This window comes from Mesorhizobium sp. B2-3-6 (genome assembly GCF_006442305.1).
Classification (GTDB): domain Bacteria; phylum Pseudomonadota; class Alphaproteobacteria; order Rhizobiales; family Rhizobiaceae; genus Mesorhizobium.
Genome location: NZ_VFVW01000001.1, coordinates 430,016 through 446,425 on the forward strand (window position 1 = coordinate 430,016; position 16,410 = coordinate 446,425).

Annotated in this window: 20 protein-coding genes; 9 read left to right on the top strand and 11 right to left on the bottom strand. The window is 64.8% G+C overall.

What is annotated here, in order from left to right; translation table 11 throughout:
* The first annotated feature begins 220 nt into the window (after nt 1-220).
* Nucleotides 221-754 (top strand): sterol desaturase family protein, encoded by a 534-nt coding sequence (locus FJ953_RS02055; RefSeq protein ID WP_140500066.1) that lies wholly within the window; start codon nt 221-223, stop codon nt 752-754.
* A gap of 47 nt (nt 755-801) precedes the next feature.
* Here FJ953_RS02055 and dinB read toward each other — a convergent pair whose 3' ends face one another.
* The gene (gene dinB, locus FJ953_RS02060; protein ID WP_140622976.1) at nt 802-2,043 is read right to left on the bottom strand and encodes a DNA polymerase IV; all 1,242 of its coding nucleotides are present in this window, start codon (nt 2,041-2,043) and stop codon (nt 802-804) included.
* Nucleotides 2,044-2,184: 141 nt separating this feature from the next.
* Between dinB and FJ953_RS02065 the strand changes: the two genes are divergently transcribed.
* A complete protein-coding gene (locus FJ953_RS02065) occupies nt 2,185-2,421 on the top strand; it encodes a hypothetical protein (RefSeq protein WP_140500063.1) in 237 nt (78 codons plus the stop codon).
* 144 nt (nt 2,422-2,565) lie between these two features.
* Here the strand turns inward: FJ953_RS02065 and FJ953_RS02070 are convergent, their stop codons facing one another.
* A complete protein-coding gene (locus FJ953_RS02070; RefSeq protein WP_140622978.1) occupies nt 2,566-2,982 on the bottom strand; it encodes a helix-turn-helix domain-containing protein in 417 nt (138 codons plus the stop codon).
* Between the two features lie 140 nt (nt 2,983-3,122).
* On the opposite strand from FJ953_RS02070, the gene FJ953_RS02075 reads away from it, so the two are divergent.
* A complete protein-coding gene (locus tag FJ953_RS02075) occupies nt 3,123-3,710 on the top strand; it encodes a dihydrofolate reductase family protein (RefSeq protein WP_140516033.1) in 588 nt (195 codons plus the stop codon).
* A 151-nt stretch (nt 3,711-3,861) separates the two neighbouring features.
* Here FJ953_RS02075 and FJ953_RS02080 read toward each other — a convergent pair whose 3' ends face one another.
* From FJ953_RS02080 to ada, 4 genes are all read right to left on the bottom strand, one after another.
* On the bottom strand, nt 3,862-4,605 hold the full coding sequence (locus FJ953_RS02080) for a 2OG-Fe(II) oxygenase (RefSeq protein ID WP_140622980.1): 744 nt from the start codon (nt 4,603-4,605) through the stop codon (nt 3,862-3,864).
* On the bottom strand, nt 4,602-5,147 hold the full coding sequence (locus FJ953_RS02085; RefSeq protein WP_140557843.1) for a methylated-DNA--[protein]-cysteine S-methyltransferase: 546 nt from the start codon (nt 5,145-5,147) through the stop codon (nt 4,602-4,604). Before FJ953_RS02085 ends, FJ953_RS02080 begins: the two co-directional genes overlap by 4 nt.
* A 287-nt stretch (nt 5,148-5,434) precedes the next feature.
* The gene (locus FJ953_RS02090; RefSeq protein WP_140500055.1) at nt 5,435-5,665 is read right to left on the bottom strand and encodes a hypothetical protein; all 231 of its coding nucleotides are present in this window, start codon (nt 5,663-5,665) and stop codon (nt 5,435-5,437) included.
* 12 nt (nt 5,666-5,677) lie between these two features.
* On the bottom strand, nt 5,678-6,757 hold the full coding sequence (ada, locus tag FJ953_RS02095) for a bifunctional DNA-binding transcriptional regulator/O6-methylguanine-DNA methyltransferase Ada (RefSeq protein ID WP_181174996.1): 1,080 nt from the start codon (nt 6,755-6,757) through the stop codon (nt 5,678-5,680).
* A 123-nt stretch (nt 6,758-6,880) separates the two neighbouring features.
* Here ada and FJ953_RS02100 point away from each other — a divergent pair, with 123 nt between their 5' ends.
* Nucleotides 6,881-7,066, top strand: a complete 186-nt coding sequence (locus FJ953_RS02100) for a transcriptional regulator (RefSeq protein WP_140500052.1) — start codon at nt 6,881-6,883, stop codon at nt 7,064-7,066.
* Nucleotides 7,067-7,153: 87 nt separating this feature from the next.
* Here the strand turns inward: FJ953_RS02100 and FJ953_RS02105 are convergent, their stop codons facing one another.
* Nucleotides 7,154-7,846: a helix-turn-helix domain-containing protein gene (locus FJ953_RS02105; protein WP_140500050.1), complete on the bottom strand. Its 693-nt coding sequence runs from the start codon at nt 7,844-7,846 to the stop codon at nt 7,154-7,156.
* A gap of 177 nt (nt 7,847-8,023) precedes the next feature.
* On the opposite strand from FJ953_RS02105, the gene FJ953_RS02110 reads away from it, so the two are divergent.
* Nucleotides 8,024-8,350 (top strand): DUF1330 domain-containing protein, encoded by a 327-nt coding sequence (locus FJ953_RS02110; protein WP_140500048.1) that lies wholly within the window; start codon nt 8,024-8,026, stop codon nt 8,348-8,350.
* 121 nt (nt 8,351-8,471) lie between these two features.
* The gene (locus FJ953_RS02115) at nt 8,472-9,008 is read left to right on the top strand and encodes a hypothetical protein (protein ID WP_181174997.1); all 537 of its coding nucleotides are present in this window, start codon (nt 8,472-8,474) and stop codon (nt 9,006-9,008) included.
* 54 nt (nt 9,009-9,062) lie between these two features.
* On the opposite strand, the gene FJ953_RS02120 is transcribed toward FJ953_RS02115, so the two are convergent.
* Both FJ953_RS02120 and FJ953_RS02125 read right to left on the bottom strand, forming a co-directional pair.
* Nucleotides 9,063-10,091 carry a phosphatase PAP2 family protein gene (locus FJ953_RS02120; RefSeq protein WP_246674695.1) on the bottom strand — a complete coding sequence of 343 codons (1,029 nt, stop codon included), beginning with the start codon at nt 10,089-10,091 and terminating at the stop codon, nt 9,063-9,065.
* A 306-nt stretch (nt 10,092-10,397) separates the two neighbouring features.
* On the bottom strand, nt 10,398-10,847 hold the full coding sequence (locus FJ953_RS02125) for an ester cyclase (protein WP_140622986.1): 450 nt from the start codon (nt 10,845-10,847) through the stop codon (nt 10,398-10,400).
* Nucleotides 10,848-11,063: 216 nt separating this feature from the next.
* Here FJ953_RS02125 and FJ953_RS02130 point away from each other — a divergent pair, with 216 nt between their 5' ends.
* The gene (locus tag FJ953_RS02130) at nt 11,064-13,160 is read left to right on the top strand and encodes an EAL domain-containing protein (protein ID WP_140622988.1); all 2,097 of its coding nucleotides are present in this window, start codon (nt 11,064-11,066) and stop codon (nt 13,158-13,160) included.
* 145 nt (nt 13,161-13,305) lie between these two features.
* Here FJ953_RS02130 and FJ953_RS02135 read toward each other — a convergent pair whose 3' ends face one another.
* Nucleotides 13,306-13,503, bottom strand: coding sequence for a hypothetical protein (locus FJ953_RS02135; protein ID WP_181165267.1), 198 nt, complete (start codon nt 13,501-13,503; stop codon nt 13,306-13,308).
* A gap of 252 nt (nt 13,504-13,755) precedes the next feature.
* Between FJ953_RS02135 and FJ953_RS02140 the strand changes: the two genes are divergently transcribed.
* On the top strand, nt 13,756-14,475 hold the full coding sequence (locus FJ953_RS02140) for a 3-keto-5-aminohexanoate cleavage protein (RefSeq protein ID WP_140622990.1): 720 nt from the start codon (nt 13,756-13,758) through the stop codon (nt 14,473-14,475).
* 148 nt (nt 14,476-14,623) lie between these two features.
* Complete coding sequence (locus FJ953_RS02145) at nt 14,624-15,178, top strand: cytochrome b (RefSeq protein ID WP_140500038.1); 555 nt, start codon at nt 14,624-14,626, stop codon at nt 15,176-15,178.
* Here the strand turns inward: FJ953_RS02145 and FJ953_RS02150 are convergent.
* The gene (locus FJ953_RS02150) at nt 15,141-16,262 is read right to left on the bottom strand and encodes a serine hydrolase domain-containing protein (protein ID WP_140622992.1); all 1,122 of its coding nucleotides are present in this window, start codon (nt 16,260-16,262) and stop codon (nt 15,141-15,143) included. The genes FJ953_RS02145 and FJ953_RS02150 overlap by 38 nt on opposite strands.
* Between the last annotated feature and the right edge of the window lie 148 nt (nt 16,263-16,410).

Sequence of the window (16,410 nt, forward strand, 5' to 3'; positions counted from 1 at the left end):
ATCAAGAGTTGGCCGTCCATTCGGGACCGCGCTGTGTTCCGCCATTTTTCAAGCCCGTTGCGAGGCTGGTTTCGAAGGCAACAGCCGGTTGACTGGCTTCCAAATCGTTGCCGCCGACCTTGCGCGAGGTGATTGCGACGCTATGTCAGGCGCATCCGCGTTGCTCCCCGCCCGCGCATTCGGCAATCTGTCGCTTCTTCGGCGTTGAAGGCTTGCTCCGATGGAACTCGGTCTCATTGGATACTACAGCGACTTCGTGGTTTACCCCCTGGCGATCGCCCTGCTGGCTGTGGCCGGGCTTATCGAGGCCGGCGAAGAGAGCGCGCCAGGCTGGCTGGCGACGGCGCTGGCGTGCCTGTGTCTGTGGACGCTGATCGAATACGTCATGCACCGCTTCGTCCTTCACCACATTCCCTGGATCAGGGATCTGCACGCCCGCCATCATGTCGAGGAGCGCAGTCCGGTAGGCACGCCGACCTGGCTCAGCCTCGGCGTGCATGCGCTTGTCGCGTTCTTTCCCGTATGGATGGTCTCGGATTTCGCGGTCGCCAGCGCGGCGAGCTGCGGGCTGATGCTGGGCTACCTATGGTACGTCAGCATCCACCATGTGATCCATCACTGGCATCCCACTCATCCGAGCTATCTCTACACGCTGAAGCGCCGCCACGCGCTGCATCATCATGTCGACGAAAATGTCAATTTCGGCGTGACGTCGCTGTTCTGGGATCGGGTCTTCGGCACGATGCGGCTCTGAAGCCAACTGGTGTGCGCCATTCGAGGAGCGCAGACAGCCATTCCCGCTTACAATTCCTTCTGCGCCAATTCCCTGAACTCGTCGGGCACGGAGCGGGCCGCCTCCAGCGCCACGGTGCCGTAGTCGACGGCCTGTTTGCCGAAGCGCTCGCGGATCTTGTCGATGGCGCGGTCGGCGCCGAAGCGTGCGAGGCCCTTCCTGGTGCCGGGGCGGCGCTTTTCGTCGGCGAGGCCGAGCGGCAGTTCGAGCTGCAATTCGGCACTTTCCTCCAGATGCGAGACCGAGATCGCCAGCAGCGAAATCGTCCTGTCATGCGGATGATCGGCAAGCACGCCCCGCACCAGGTCTGTCGCGATCTCGGCCAGCATCACCGTCGCCGAGATCGGCTGGTCGAGCGTGATCGAGCGGGTGACGGCGCTGAGGTCGGCGAAGCGCACGCGCACCGTCACCGTGCGGCCGGGGCGCGCCTTGGCGCGCAGCCGGCTGGCGACCCGGTCGGCCAGATGCAGCAGGACAGGGATGTAGACGCATTCCAGTGCCGGCTTGCGGCCAAGCGCCGACTGGGCACCGGCCGAATGGGCGCGGCGACGTGTTTCCAATTTGCGCGGATCGCGGTTCCACGACAAGGCGGCAAGCTTTTCGCCGGCGGCAGGGCCGAGCAGCCGCGCCAGCGCGCCGCTGTGCGTCCTGGCCAGTTCGCCGATTGTCTGGACGCCGATCTCGGCCAGCCGCGCGCTGGTCGCCGGGCCGACGCCCCACATCAGGGAGACCGGCAGGTCATGCAGGAAGGCGATCTCCGTGCCGGGCTCGACCACCACCAGCCCATCGGGCTTGGCCACCTGCGAGGCGATCTTGGCCAGGTGCTTGGTGCGCGCCACGCCGATCGAGATCGGCAGGCCGAGTTCGCTTCGCACGCGGCGGCGAATGGTCGAGGCGATCTCCCGCGGCTGGCCGAACAGATGCGTGCAACCGGCGACATCGGCGAAGGCCTCGTCGATGGAGATGCGCTCGACCAGCGGCGTGAAATCGTCGAGCACCTTCATCGCGGCGTCGCCGAGCCGCTGGTAGTCGCGGAAATTTCCGCCGACGAAAATCAACTGTGGGCAGAGCTCGCGCGCCTTGCGCCCCGGCATGCCGCCGCGCACGCCGAAGGCGCGGGCTTCGTAGGAGGCGGCGAGCACGACGCCGCCGCCGACCGCGATCGGCTTGCCGCGCAGCGACGGGTCGAGAAGCTGCTCGACCGAGGCGTAGAAAGCGTCGAGATCGGCATGCAGGATGGTGGGCTCCATCCCCGGTTCCTCGCGACGTTGTAGAGTATGGAACATAAAGAGAACAAACATTGCTCGCTGTCAAGCGAGGTCGCGATCCGCCGGAACATTGTCGCTCACAATCGCGTTGACGGCCGAAGGGCGCCGCGTGCGGAGGCTGGCATGGGCAACTTTGAAATGATCGATCTGGTTTGCGTCGTCAACGCCTGCTCGACCGACCGCGCCGCGGGGCGGCTGGTTTCGATGGCCAAGGCCGTGGAGGAATTGCGGGTGCTGACCGGCGATTTCGTCTCGGCCGACGAAACGGTCGCGAATGCGCTGAGTGAAGTCGCGCTGCAGTGCGGCTGCGCCGTGCTGTTCGATGAGCAGGCGGGCGCCGACATATTGCGCACGCCATAGCTCGCCGCCGGCGTGCTGCAATGCATCACGCAACCGCTCCAATCGCTTGTTTTTGCGCTATTCCGAACAGAGGGCCGTGACGCGCTTTCTGAGGCGCGTTGCCTGTGCGGGTCGTTGTCCGCGAGGCCGCCTTGGCGACATCCATCAACCGAGATGCTCCGCCCGCAGCGCCTGCCTGAGGCGCTCCAGCGCCGGCTCGCCGTCGGCAGCGAGCTTATCGGCGATCCTTGCCAGATCATCGTCGGCCTTGCGGTGCTTGCTGCCCCAGGCGCCGAGCGTGGCCAGCACGGGCACAAGGTCGACGCCGGCCTCGGTCAGGCGATAGATCGCCTTCAGGCCATGTGTGGGATCACCGCTGCGGGTGAGGATGCCTTCGTCCTGCAATGTCTGGAGGCGCTCGGCCAGCGTACGCGAGGAAATGCCCTCATCGGATTGCAGGAATTCGCGAAAGTGCTTTTTTCCGGCGAAGACCAGGTCGCGGATGATGAGCAGCGTCCAGCGGTCGCCGAGCAGTTCGAGCGACAGGTTGATGGGGCAGCCAGACCGGTCCTGTGTCGACATGTGTATGGTTCCATTTTTAAATCGCTTTACTATTGACATCGTTTTCATCTCAGGTCAATAGTTCCAAATGTAAACCATCGGCAACCGTGCCGGCCGGACGGGTAAAACGAGCCGCTCGGCCCTTGACTGGGAGAACCATAATGAAAAAGCTGATCCTCCAGATGCAGATGTCGGTCGACGGTTTTGTCGGCGCCGCCGGGGATCATCGCTGGCAGCTCTGGGAATGGGGCGACGACAGCGCCTGGGACGAGGAGCTGAAGCGGGACTTCAACGCCGTCTTCGCCGGCATCGATACCATCCTCTTGAGCCGCAAGATGGCCGAGGAAGGCTACCTCACCCATTGGGGCAATGCGGCGAAGAGATATCCGCGCGACCCGTTCTATGCTTTCGCCCAGCGCATCGTCGAGGCGAGGAAGGTGGTGCCGAGCGACAGGCTCAAGGCCTCGCGATGGGAGGGCACGACAGTGGTCAGCGGCGACCTGCCGCGGGAGGTCGACTTGCTGAAGAGGGGTGAGGGCGGCGACATCGCGGTGTTCGGCGGCGCCGGCTTCGCCTCGGCGCTGATCGCGGCCAGGCTGGTCGACGAGTTCCAGCTGTTCATCAACCCGGCCGTGCTGGGCGCCGGCCGCCGCATCTTCGACCAAGGCGGGTTCGGCAGGCTGCGGCTGCTCGGCTCGAAATCCTATGCGAGCGGCATGGTGGTGAGTCGCTACGCGCCGGCCGGCTAATCGAAAGGCATTGCACTGATATCATGCCTGCCGTTGAGCTTGGGCATGGCAGTCGGCGATGCAGCACCAAGCGCGGTTGTGCCTTAGCCCCCAGGGGCGAAGGGAACACGCGCCTCGATGTACTCTTGGTCAACACCTTGGCCTCACCAATTCACTTCGCATCATGAAAAATGATGCCCACCGTGTGCCGCATGCCCGAGCGCAGGCGGCTGACGCCGTGGCGCAGATTGACGCGGTAATTGCCCTTGGTGCCCTGCACCGGCCGATTGTGGACGGCGAAGGAGACGGCATCGCCCTGGCGCAAGGGCACCACTTCCACCCGGCTCTGCATGCGCGGCCGCTGTTCGGTCAGGGCGAACTCGCCGCCGGTGAAATCCTCGCCGGGTTCTGAAAGCAGAACCGCCACCTGCACCGGAAAAGCGAGGTCGCCATAGAGGTCCTGGTGCAGGCAGTTGAAGTCGCCGGGCACATATTGCAGCAGAAGTGGCGTCGGCCTGACCTGGCCGGCGGCGTGGCACTGCTTGAGAAAGGCGGCATGCGTTTCGGGATGGCGCGTGGCGATGCCCATGCGCTCGTTCCAGCGGTTGGCGACCTCGGCGAGCCTGGGATAGAGCGCCGTGCGCAGCCCGCCGATCAGGTCCGGCAAGGGGTAGCGGAAATAGCGGTATTCGCCCTTGCCGAAGCCGTGCCTGGCCATGTGGATATGGCTGCGGAAATGTTCTTCATGCGGATAGAGCCCGGCGAGTTGCCGACACTCCTGCGGCGTGAGCAGCTTTTCCATCACGGCACAACCGAAGCCGTCGAGTTCGGCGGCGAGGGCCGGCCAGTCGTAAGCGGCAACCCGTTCCTCGGCGGCTTTCACCACCGATGCCGCAACCTTGGCATGGGCGTTCATATCGCGGCCTCTTTGTCGAGCAAAGCGTGCTTGCGCTCAGTGCCCCAGCGGTAGCCGGAGGGCGTGCCGTCGGCGCGGACGACGCGGTGGCAGGGAATGCCGAGCGCGATCGCGTTGGCGGCGCAGGCCGTCGCCACGGCGCGGGCGCCGTTCGATTGGCCGAGACGCTGGGCAAGGGCGGCGTAGGTGATGGTTGCGCCGCGGCGGATGCTGCGAAGCTCGCCCCAAACTTTTTGCTGGAACGGCGTGCCGTGGCTGATGTCGAGCGGCAGGTCCAGGCCGGCGGCGGGCGTTTCGATGAAACATGCTATCGCCGCGAGATCGTCATGCAAGGCGGTCTCGTTCTCGACCAGCATCTTGCCGGGAAAGCGGCTGGCGAGGTCCTGCGCCAGCGCCTCTGCGTCGTCGCCGATCAGGATGGCGCAGACGCCGAGGGAACCGCGCGCGGCGAGGATTTTGCCGATCGCGGATTGGGCGATGGCGTAGGTGATGGTGTCGGCGCCGGAGGCTGTCGCCGGCGTGTGGGTTTGCATGAGGTTCATTGCTTCACTCCTTCTGTGTGCCTGAACCCTAGCTGCGTGCCTTCCGTTCCTCACTCCGATGGTTGCTTTCAAATTCAATTTCCGGAACGGTGCGGAGGTAAGTACCCTACGGCGCCCCCCCTCTGTCCTGCCGGACATCTCCCCCACGAGGGGGGAGATTGGCAATTTCGGCGCCCCACTCATTCCTGCAACGTCGTAGATTGGCGAAGGCGGTTGTGACAGCCAATCTCCTCCCAAAGTGGGGGAGATGTCCGGCAGGACAGAGGGGGGCGCCGTAGAGCGCTGATTTATGCGATACGAATGACAGCAACCTCGCCAAGCAAAAAAACCTCGCCTGATAACAGCCGCAGTTCGATCTCGCCGGTCGCGCCACGGCTCCACTCGGCCTTGCCGCTCTCGACAAGCTCCCCGAGCGCAGCCATCACCAGCGACCGCGCATCTTTGGCGCGTCTGACGGCGCCGCGATGGGGGATCCCAATGTCCGCATCGGTGGTGGAAGACCTTGCCATCGCGCCCATTGCCGCTCCTCCTCAGGCCTCGCGGCCGAGCAGCGCGCGCTTGCGCTCCGCGCCCCAGGCGTAGCCGGACAGGGCGCCGTCCTTGCGGATCACGCGGTGGCAGGGAATGGCGACCGCGAGCGCGTTGGCGGCGCAGGCGCCGGCAACGGCGCGGGTCGCCTTCGGCGCGCCGATGCGCCCTGCTATCTCGGCATAGGAGACGGTGCGGCCGGCCGGGATGTCCCGCAGGGCCTGCCAGACGCGCTGCCGGAACGCGGTGCCGCGCAGGTCGAGCGGCAGGTCGAGACCAAGCCTTGGAGCCTCGACGAAACCGACGACGCGGGCGACGAGCGCCTCATAATCGCGGTCGGCGCCGATCAGGCGCGCCTTGGGGAAACGGTCCTGCAGGTCGCGCACCAGCGCGTCCGGGTCGTCGCCGAGCAGGATCGCGGCGACGCCCTTCCTGCTCGACGCGACAAGGATGGCGCCGAGCGAGCATTCGCCGACGGCGAAGCGGATCTCCTCGCTGGCGCCGCCGGCGCGGTAGCGCGTCGGCGTCATGCCGAGCATGCCGGCCGACTTCTCATAGAAGCGTCCGCTCGAATTGAAGCCGGCATCGTAGATCGCCGCTGTCACGCTGGCGCCGTCTTCCAGGCGCCGGCGCACCCTTTCGGCGCGCCGGGCGGCCGCGTAGTCCTTTGGCGTCAGGCCGGTGACGGCCTTGAAGGTGCGGTGGAAATAGCCGGCGCTGCGGCCGGCGGCGGCGGCCAGTTCACCGAGCGACGGTTCCTCCTCGCTCTGTTCGATCCTGCGGCAGGCCTCGGCCACCATCGCGGCGTTGCCGGCCTCGAGCGAAGGTCCGTCGGGATTGCAGCGCCGGCAGGCGCGAAAGCCGGTCGCCCTGGCCTCGTCCAGCGTGTCGTGGAGTTGCACGTTCTTCGGGTTGGCGCGCCGCGACGGGCAGGAGGGCCGGCAATAGACGCTGGTCGTCGCCACCGAATACCAGAAGCTGCCATCGGCCGATTTGTCGCGCGCCACGACTTGCGTCCAGCGCGGATCGTCGGCGACCGGCAGCGGCGCGGGTTTGAGATCCTTGGCAAGGGTGATGAACATGGCCGGCATTGAAGCCGCAGACGACCCGCGTCGCCACCCGTTTCCTGCCAATTGAGAGGTGGACGCGAGCGTATTCGTCGGGACACACAAAGGATATGACAAGATTGATCCGGAGAAGGTGTGATGGAAAACATTCGACCCCTTAAGACCGAGGCCGATTACGATCGGGCGATTGCCGAAATCATCCAATATTTCGAGAACGAGCCGGAAATCGGCTCTCTTGGCGATTACCGGTTTGATGTTCTCGCGACCTTGATCGACGCTTATGAGGATAAGCACTACCCTATCGAAGCACCCACATCCCGTTGAAGGTTATTCACTCACACATTCAACCTGTCGCGAAAGGCGAAAGCCGCCGCTCCCGGTGCCCGATCGCTGTTCCCCGAGCCCTCGTTTCTACGCCGCCCGTTTGGGCTCGACCGCGAACGGGCTGAGGCCGAGCCAGGTCTGCATCTTCCTTGCGATGTGCTGATCTCCGGTCAAGGCGACCTTCGCGCCGGCCTTCTCGACGGTGATCAATCCCATCCAGATCGCCGTCATCGTGTGCAGGTCGGTCGAGACGTAGAGGTCGATATCGAAGCCCGGATCGTACCAGCACAGATCGACCTCGCCATGCTTTTCGACGATCAGCCACCACGACCGTTTGGACGCCGGCAGCTCCTGGTACAGGAATTGTATCACAGTGCGCCCGTCGGGCAGCGGCGAGGGGTTCAGATTGCGCCGCATGTCCCACATCAGCAGCGACGGATCGAGGTTCTTGAGGGACAGCCGGGACTCGACCCATTTCTGTCCCCAAAAGCCCATCGCCTCGACGACGGGGCGCAAATCCCGGCCGGCCTCCGTCAGCCGGTATTCGGAGATGCCCTTCTCGCCCGGCACCTCCTTGCGCTCGACGATCCCGGCGAGCTCGAGCTCCTTCAGCCGTTGCGACAGAAGGCTGGGCGACATTTTGGGGACGCCGCGACGCAGGTCGTTGAAACGGGTCGAACCCGCCACCAATTCGCGCATCAGCACCATCGTCCAGCGGGTGCACAGCACCTCGGCGGCCATCGATAGCGGGCAGAACTGCTTGTATCCGTGCTGGGCCATGATCCGACGTCCTCCCTCGAAACTGGGCTGAACATTAGGCCTTCATGAAGGAAGCGGCCAGTACGGAAACTGTACCGGCCCGGTACAGATCGCGGACTGGCCGGCGCCGGCCCTGCCATGCGAGCCCTTTGACCGGCCGCGGGGATCTCCCCTGTGCGCCGTAACAGGGAGAAGACCATGACCACATACGTGATCGCAGACATCAAGGTGAAGAACCCGCAGTGGATGCCGGCCTACGCCGCATCGGTGCACGACCTCGTCCACAAGCATGGCGGCAAGTATCTGTCGCGCAGCGGCAATGTGAAGACGCTTGAAGGCAAGCCGCTCGACACCACTCTGATCGCGCTGATGGCATTCCCGTCGGAAGCGGCGGCGCGCGCCTTCGCCAACGATCCGGCCTACGCGCCCTTCGTCTCGGCCCGCCAGGATGGCAGCGACAGCCGCTTCCAGATGATCGACAACACCGACCTGGCGGGGACGATCCCGTATCTGCCGAAGGGATGAAGCTTTCCTCCATCCGTCGCATCGCTTGCGGGTGCTCCGAGCAACGACAATAACGGCGCTTGCCTGCCGCGCCTCCGTATTTCCGGCGGCCGGCGCGCTGGGCCTTTTCAAGAAGAATGGAATGAACATGATACGCAAATTCCACGACGGGCTTCTCATGGCGGGGGCCATGCTGGCCGTCTGCGCCACTTTCGCCCAGGCCCATCAGGACGAGGTCGCATTTACATCCGGCGCGAATCCACTGGCCGGTAAGGTGCGGGCGGCGAACGGCCGGTTCCTCGACGTCAAGGTCGCCACGGACGAAGGCTATGCGCCCATTCCCTGCGCCAGCGGCATCACCGGCGGCGCGATGGGCATTCACTATGTCAACGGGCAATACCTGAAGGACGACAAGATCGACATCGCCCGTCCCGAGGCCGTGATGTACGAGCCGATGGCCGACGGCACACTGAAGCTGGTGGCGGTCGAATACATCACCGCCAAGGGGCCGGCGTCGCTGGACGGCCAATTGTTCAACTTCAACAGTGCGCCCAACCGTTACGGCCTGGGCGAATTCTACGAGCTGCATGTCTGGGCCTGGAAGGGCAACCCGACCGGCACCTTCGCCGACATGAACCCGAAAGTGTCGTGCGAACACGCGGCGGCACCCAGCCAGTAAGCAATGAAGCCAGGCGGTGCAGGCCGCCTGGCTCGACGCTGTCCGCTCCGGCCGTTATCGCGGCGCGGGATTAGGGGCCGCCAATCCCGTATCGGAAGTCTGTTGGGCCACGTCGGAAGCCTGCCGCCCGGATGCCGGTAGAACGAAGCGTCCGGTCAGGTACCAGAGCAGAGAGACCACGAGGATCGACAGGTAGCCGTCCACGGCATAGTGCCAGCCGGTATAGACCGAGCCGAACAGGATGAGTGCGGCGAACGACCAGCCGGCAACGGCCCAGCGGCGACCAAAGCCGGTGAGGAAGAAGGCATTGAGCGTGACGATGGCGACATGCATGCTCGGCATCGCCGTGATGCCGCTGCCCAGCGCGGAGCTACCGCTGTCGTGTGCATCGAGCAGATAGCTGGCGGCGAACCGCACCGGGAAGGCATACGGGTCTGCCATCAGCGCTGCGAGCACCCCGGCAAATCGGCTGCCGCCATAGAACCGGTCGTAGAATATCGGCCCACTGGATGACAGCATGATTGGAAGAACGGTGCCACACAACATCATGGTGAGCGCGAACGCCCAGAGATAGCGGATGCGCCGGGCGGGACTGTTCCAGAAGGCGACGAAGAGCACGACGCCAAGCCATTGCATGAACCACCAGGACATATAGGCCTTGAAAACCAGCATGGAGGCGGGCTCTGAAACGATGCCGTGCGTCCATACCCAAGGATCGACGCCGTGCAGCCAACGATCGAGGTCGGCCAGCATGGGATCGGCATAGTAAGGCACGATCTCCGGTATGGTGATCCTGAATGTCGTGAAAGCGATGATGCCGAGAAAGAATAGCAAGACGACCCGCGCGGCCGCCGGCCCGCGTTCCTTGAGTATGTGCACCATGAATCTTGTCGGCCTGGGCCCGCCATACACCAATGCCGTTAACCCGAGGCCAACCACCAGCAGCACCGGCAGCAAGCCGAGGAATGTCCCGAAGTACTTTATGGACAGCAGAAGATATCGCTCAGGCCGCAGGCAAAGCGCCGTCGCGACGCAGACCAGGCACAGGCCCGTCAGCAGCCAGCTGCTTCTGGTTGTCGCCACGCCAAGATCAACAGTGCAAACCGATCGGAGATCGCCGCCCTGTGTTCCGGTGTGCCCACTCATCAGGGAGGTCCCGCCAGCTTTCGAACTTGTTATGATTGTTCTGGCGGCAACGTATTAATATCTTGTTGCACCCGTAATGGTGTCTGGTTTCCAATATAATACTCAATAGTGTAGTATTGTATTCAAATACGGGCTGAGGTCGATGGCGGTGCTGGCCCTGTGTTGGGTTGCTGCCAAGAGGCCTTTCGTGACGCACGTGCAATCGAGAGGGACCACTGCCTGGACGGCGATGGTCCCTCTCATTCAAGCCGCCTTGATCAGGCCGAGCTGGGTCAACGCCGCGACGCCGTCGTCGAGGCCGATCTCCTCGACGATCCTGCCCTCGATCACCTTCAGCACCGTGGTGCCGGTGAAGCGCATGGTGCGGCCGGTGGCGGCGGGCAGCGAACCGACGAGGAAATCGCTGAAGGCCGGACCGGCATGGGTGCCGCCGCCTTCCCACTGGCCGACGACATAGTCGCCTTCGGCGATGAGGTCGGCGGTGGCCCAGAAGTTGAGGTCCGGGAAGGCAGCGCGGAAATCGGTCATGAAGGCCTTGATGTCCTCGCGGCCGCGGCGCGGTTCATGCAGCGAATATTTGAGCAGCATTTCGGGCGCGGCGATGGCGTCGACGACGGAAAGATCGCAGGTTTCACCCCAGAAATCAGTGAACCATCTAACGACGACGGCCTTGTTCTCTTCCTGTTTGGTCATGGGAAAAGTCCTCTTGTGTTTGCACGAGATCGCCAGGGCGGGCGGCGACCCCGCGCAAACACTAGGAGGATCGGCGGGCGGGCAAACTCCGCTTCTTGCCCGCCAATCGAAAGTCGGGACCGCAAGCGAGGAACGCGGCGGAGCCACCGGCATGGTAACGCTTTCTTCTCTGGTTTTGCCGCAGATTGCCCCCGGCGGGGTTGGACGAAACGGAAGATGGCGGGTCAGGACAAGAAAAGCCGTAATGGAACGTTCTGGGAGAAGGCCCTGGAGCGCGCCCAACTTGGCGTCTGGGACTGGGACCTTCGGACAGGCGAGTGTTTCTATTCCGCCACCTGGGCGCGGATGCTGGGCTATGACGAAAGCGAGCTTGCCAACAGCAGCGACCTCTGGCTGCGGCTTACCCATCCCGACGATCGCGAGCAGGCGCTGGCCAGCGGCGACCGTCACATCGCCGGCCTGACCGACACCATCGAGACCGAGCTCAGGCTCCGGCACAAGCAAGGCCACTGGGTCTGGGTGCTCGACCGCGGCGGCATCGTCGAACGCGACCGCGACGGCCAACCGATCCGGCTGATGGGCGTGCAGACCGATATTTCGAAACAGAAGGCGGCAGAGGCCGCGCTGGAACAGGTCAACATCCGCTTCCGCCTGGCGCTCGCGGCCAGCGGCACCGGCATCTGGCACTACGACATCGTCAGCAACAAAAGCTATTGGGATTCCCGCACCAGGGAAATATTCGGCCTTGTCGCCGTTACCGACGAGGTGACGGCAGACCTGTGGCACAGCTACCTGCATCCCGACGACAAGCAGGCGGCCGAACGCGCCCACAGGGCGCCGCTGGAAACCGACGGCGTCATTGCCGCGCAATACCGCATCATCAGGCGCGACGGCGAGATCCGTCATGTCGAATCGCTGGTGCGTTTCGTCGCCGCCGCCGGTGCCGCCGGCCAGATCCTCGGCACGGTGCGCGACATCACCGAAGACAAGCTGCGCGAACAGGAACTGGCCCATGCCGCCCGCCACGACGCGCTGACCGGCCTGTGGAACCGCGCCGCCTTCGACAGGCTGCTTGGCGAGCATATCGCGGTGGGGGCGCCGCTGGCGGTGTTCTATGTCGATCTCGATTACTTCAAGGCGCTCAACGACTTCGCCGGGCATGCCGCCGGCGACCTGGCGCTGAAGAGCGTCGCGGGGGGCATGCGCGGCTGCCTGCCGCCGTCGGCGCATGCGGCGCGCCTGGGCGGCGACGAGTTCGCGCTGCTGGTGCCGCATTGCGACGCGGTGCAGGCCGAGCGGATCGCCGGCGCCGTGCTTGGGGCAGTGCGCGAGGCCGATCTCGGCGCGGCCGCGTCATCGCGCCGACTGGCGGCCTCGATCGGCATCGCCTTCATCGATGATGCCACGACCACCGTGGCCGATGCGCTGGCTTGCGCCGACGACGCCTGCTACGCGGCCAAGGCGGCGGGGCGCAACCGCTTCGCGGTGTTTTCGGCCGCGGCGCGATCTGGGGCCGCCGGCCTCAATGCGGCGCGCATCGCAGCCGACACCGTCGATGCCATGGACGACGGGCGGCTGAAACTGTTCGGCCAGGAAATCCATCTCCTGGGAAAGCCATGGCAAGAGTGCCGGCACGTCGAAGTGCTGGCGAGGCTCGCCGCGCGCAACGGGCGGCTGGTGCCGCCGAGCGAATTCATCCCGGTGGCCGAGCGTTTCGGCATCGCCTCGAAACTCGACCGCTGGATCATTCGCACGGCGCTGTTGCGGCACGGACCGGCGCTGCGTGCCGGGGCGCTGACGCTGGGCTTCAACCTGTCGGCTCAGACATTGAGCGATCCGGGGCTGTGGGATTTCGTCGACAACACCATCGAGGAAACCGGTGCGCCGCATTCCGGCATCGGATTCGAGATCACCGAAACCGCGGCCGTCACCAATTTCGATGCCGCGGAGGACTTCGTGCGCAAGGCGCGTGAGCGACGCTGCCGGGTCAGCCTCGACGATTTCGGCGCCGGCATGAGCTCGTTCGAGTATCTCAGGCGCTTTCCCGTCGATGCGATCAAGATCGACGGCTCGTTCATCGAACATATCACCGACAGCCGCTTCGACCGCGAGATCGTGCTGGCGATGACCGGCATTGCCAGGAGCCTCGACTTCGCCGTGGTGGGCGAAAAGATCGAACGGCACGATACGCTGGCCATGCTCCAGGACATGGGGGTCGCCTACGGTCAGGGCTTCTTTCTGCATCGTCCCGAGCCGCTGGAGGCGATCGTTTCGCGCGCGACGGCCGGAACGCCCGACAGGCGGCGCGCCTGAAGCGGGCAAGCCGCCCGCCAGAATCGCCGAGCCACTCCAACACTCCATTAGGCAATCCCGAAGAGCTGTATTAGGCAATCCCGAAGAGCTGTTAAGCACGGCCCCTGGAACGGCTCCGGGCGGTCGGCCGGGCGTGGCGGAACGATCACTGGCGGTCGGCGAACCGTGCCGATCGCGGAAACTCCAACACCTCTGCCTCCGATCGCCTGTGCTGCGCCTCCGCGACCGCTTCGATCAGCAGGTCGAGGGCTTCGCATGCCGAGCGGCTTGTCTCGTCATCGCCGCGCAAATAGTGATAGGCGCGTTCGAGATGCACCCGGGCGGCTGAAAAATCGCTGGTCAATGATCCCTCCATTACCTCGCCCTAATATATCTTGGCCGGTCTGGCGGAACACAGGGTAAATATCCACAGGCGGATTTTATTCAAATGCCGGGATTCCGATAAGGAAGAGCGAGGCAGTGGAACTGCCGATCTCCTCCACAAGGGGGAGATCGGCAGTCTCACCGGCCGTTGTCAGGAGAGACAACGCCCAACTCTTTGCCATGCCTTGCCACGCAGCTAGAGTGCTGGCTCCCTTGTCCGAGGATGGCAACCATGATCGTCCAGGCCTGCATCAATGGCGCACGACCGCGCGATTTTCATCCGAAATTGCCGCTGACGGCGCAGGCGATGGCGAGCGATGCGGCCGCCTGCATCGCCGCGGGCGCGGCCGAACTGCACATCCATCCGCGCGGCGTGGACGGGCGCGAGAGCCTGGCCGCCGTGGACACGACCGTGCTGGCGGTGCGCCGGGCCTGTCCCGGCACGCTGATCGGCGTGTCGACAGGCGCCTGGATCGAGAATGACGTCGAGCGCACCCGCGCCGCGATCGCCGGCTGGCGCGAACTGCCCGATTATGCTTCGGTCAATCTTTCGGAGGCCGACGCGCCCGCCGTGATGGAGCTTTTGCGCCAGCGCGGCGTCGGCATCGAGGCCGGCCTTGCCACAACGGAAGATGCCCAGCGGTTCGTCAGTCTTGCCGATCACGGCCGGGTGCTGCGCATCCTGATCGAGATCGACATACAGGAATTGCCCGCCGCACTCGCCGAGGCGCACGGCATCGCCGCCGCGCTGGACCGCGCCGGGGTGCGGCGGCCGATCCTGCTGCACGGCGCCGATGCCACGGTCTGGCCGTTCGTGGAGCTCGCGCGTCGAAGGCGCTGGTCGACGCGGGTCGGACTGGAAGACGGCAGGACGCTTCCCGATGGAAAGGTGGCGCTGGACAATGCGGAGATCGTCGCGGCGACGGCGGCGGTGTTTTGGTCGAAAACCTGAAGGGTCTCAAGCGCCTTGGCTGTGCAGCCGGTGCGACAAGCCGACCCGACCTGCTCCGCCATAAATCGTTCTCACTCGAGGCGCAGCTAAATAAAGGCAAATTCGGCCTGGCGCGGGGAGCCTTGTGCAACTGCCGCGGAGTTCCTGCATGTCACTGTCCGGTACCACAACTCGCTACGGAAGCCTTGCCCAGGCATTCCACTGGTTGACGGCACTGCTCGTGCTCATCGCCTTCCTGGTCTCGGCAGGCGGCCCTCCTACGCGCGTTTATTCAGCGCCCAGGGCCTCGATGCTGCTGCTTCATGAATCGCTCGGCTTCGCGGTTTTCTGGCTGCTGGTGATCCGCCTGGCCTGGCGGCTGTTCGATCGCATTCCCGATGCTCCGTCCATGCCCGCCTGGATGTATGTCGGGTCGAAGGCGGTACATTGGGCGCTCTACGCGTTGATGTTCGCTGTGCCGGTGACCGCCATGCTCGGCGCATGGTTTGGCGGCCATCCGGTCACGGTGTACGGCTTCGGTCCGATCGGTCCGCTTTTCGCCCCATGGGACGTCGGCGCTTCGCTGGCGGAAATCCACGGCACGCTTGGCGACATCCTCATGTGGCTGGCCGGCCTGCACGCCGCGGCGGCCGTCTTCCACCACGTTCTTCTGCGGGATCGCGTGCTCAGCCAGATGCTGCCCGGCTTGGCTGCTCCAGAATGATCCGGATCGCCTGATCCACCACGGGATGCAGGCCGCTGGCCTGGAAGGACAGGCGGTTGCCGGAGCCGACATTGCTGGTCATGGCGATGGTAAGGCCGGTCGCCGGATCATGCAGCATGACCGCGACATAGCCCGGAATGCTGCCCTGGTGGCCGTAGAAGGCGCGGTCGGCATAGGCGCTCTGGAACATGCCGGCGCCGGTCTCGCGCATGCGGGTGCCCGGGAAGCTCGCCGGTACGCGGCGTTCGAACATCTCGGCGAAGAAAGGCGGCGACAAGAGCTTGCCGGAGAACAGGCTGCGCATGAAGCTCACCATGTCGGACGGCGTCGACACCATGTCGCCGCAGCCATAGGCGGCGCCGAATGGGAAGGAATCGGAAGAATCCTGCAATTCGTCGGAGTAGGGCAGCACGCCGTCCATGCGCCACATCTCGCCGCCGGAAGCGATGTCTGTCGGTGCGCCCGGCGCCAGCGGCGGCCGGTGGTAGTAGCCGCGCACCATCGACCTTTCCGGGAATGCTTCGGTGGCTGGCGACCAGGTGTTTTCCAGGGCGAGCGGCCGCAGGACCGCGTTTCTGACATAGGCGCCGAGCGACTGGCCGGTGAGGGCCTCGATCACCATGCCGGCCAACACATAGCCGGTGTTGTTGTAGACAGCGGGTCCGCCCGGTGCCTTCTGTTTGTCGGAGGCGAAGGCGATGTCGACCAGCTGCTGCGGCGTCCATTGCCGGCCCGGATCCATCGGTATGTAATATTCGAATTCCGGCAGGCCGCTGCGATGGTTGATCAGCTGGCGCACCGAAATATTCCCTGCGCCCGGCAGATCCGGGAACCAGGAGGAGATCGGCGCGCCGAGCTCGAGCTTGCCGGTCTCGGCGAGCTCGACCAGGGCGGCGGCGACGAAGGTCTTGGTGCAGCTGCCGATCTTGAACAACTGGTCCGGTGTGACTGATGTGCCATGTGCGCGATCGGCTAGGCCCGCGGTGAGGGCGATTGGCGCGGCGCCTGTCGAATAGGCCAGCGAGGCACCCACCGCGCCGTCGGCGAGGTAGCTGTTGAGGAGGGAGGTCAGGTCTTCCGGCATTGATATCTCTTTCTTTTTTCCTTCTCCCCTGTGGGAGAAGGTGGCCTCGCGAAGCGAGGTCGGATGAGGGGTGCTCCAGGGAACACCAACGTCTCATTCCGCTGGAACACCCCTCATCCGTCTCGGCGCTGCGCGCCGATCCACCTTC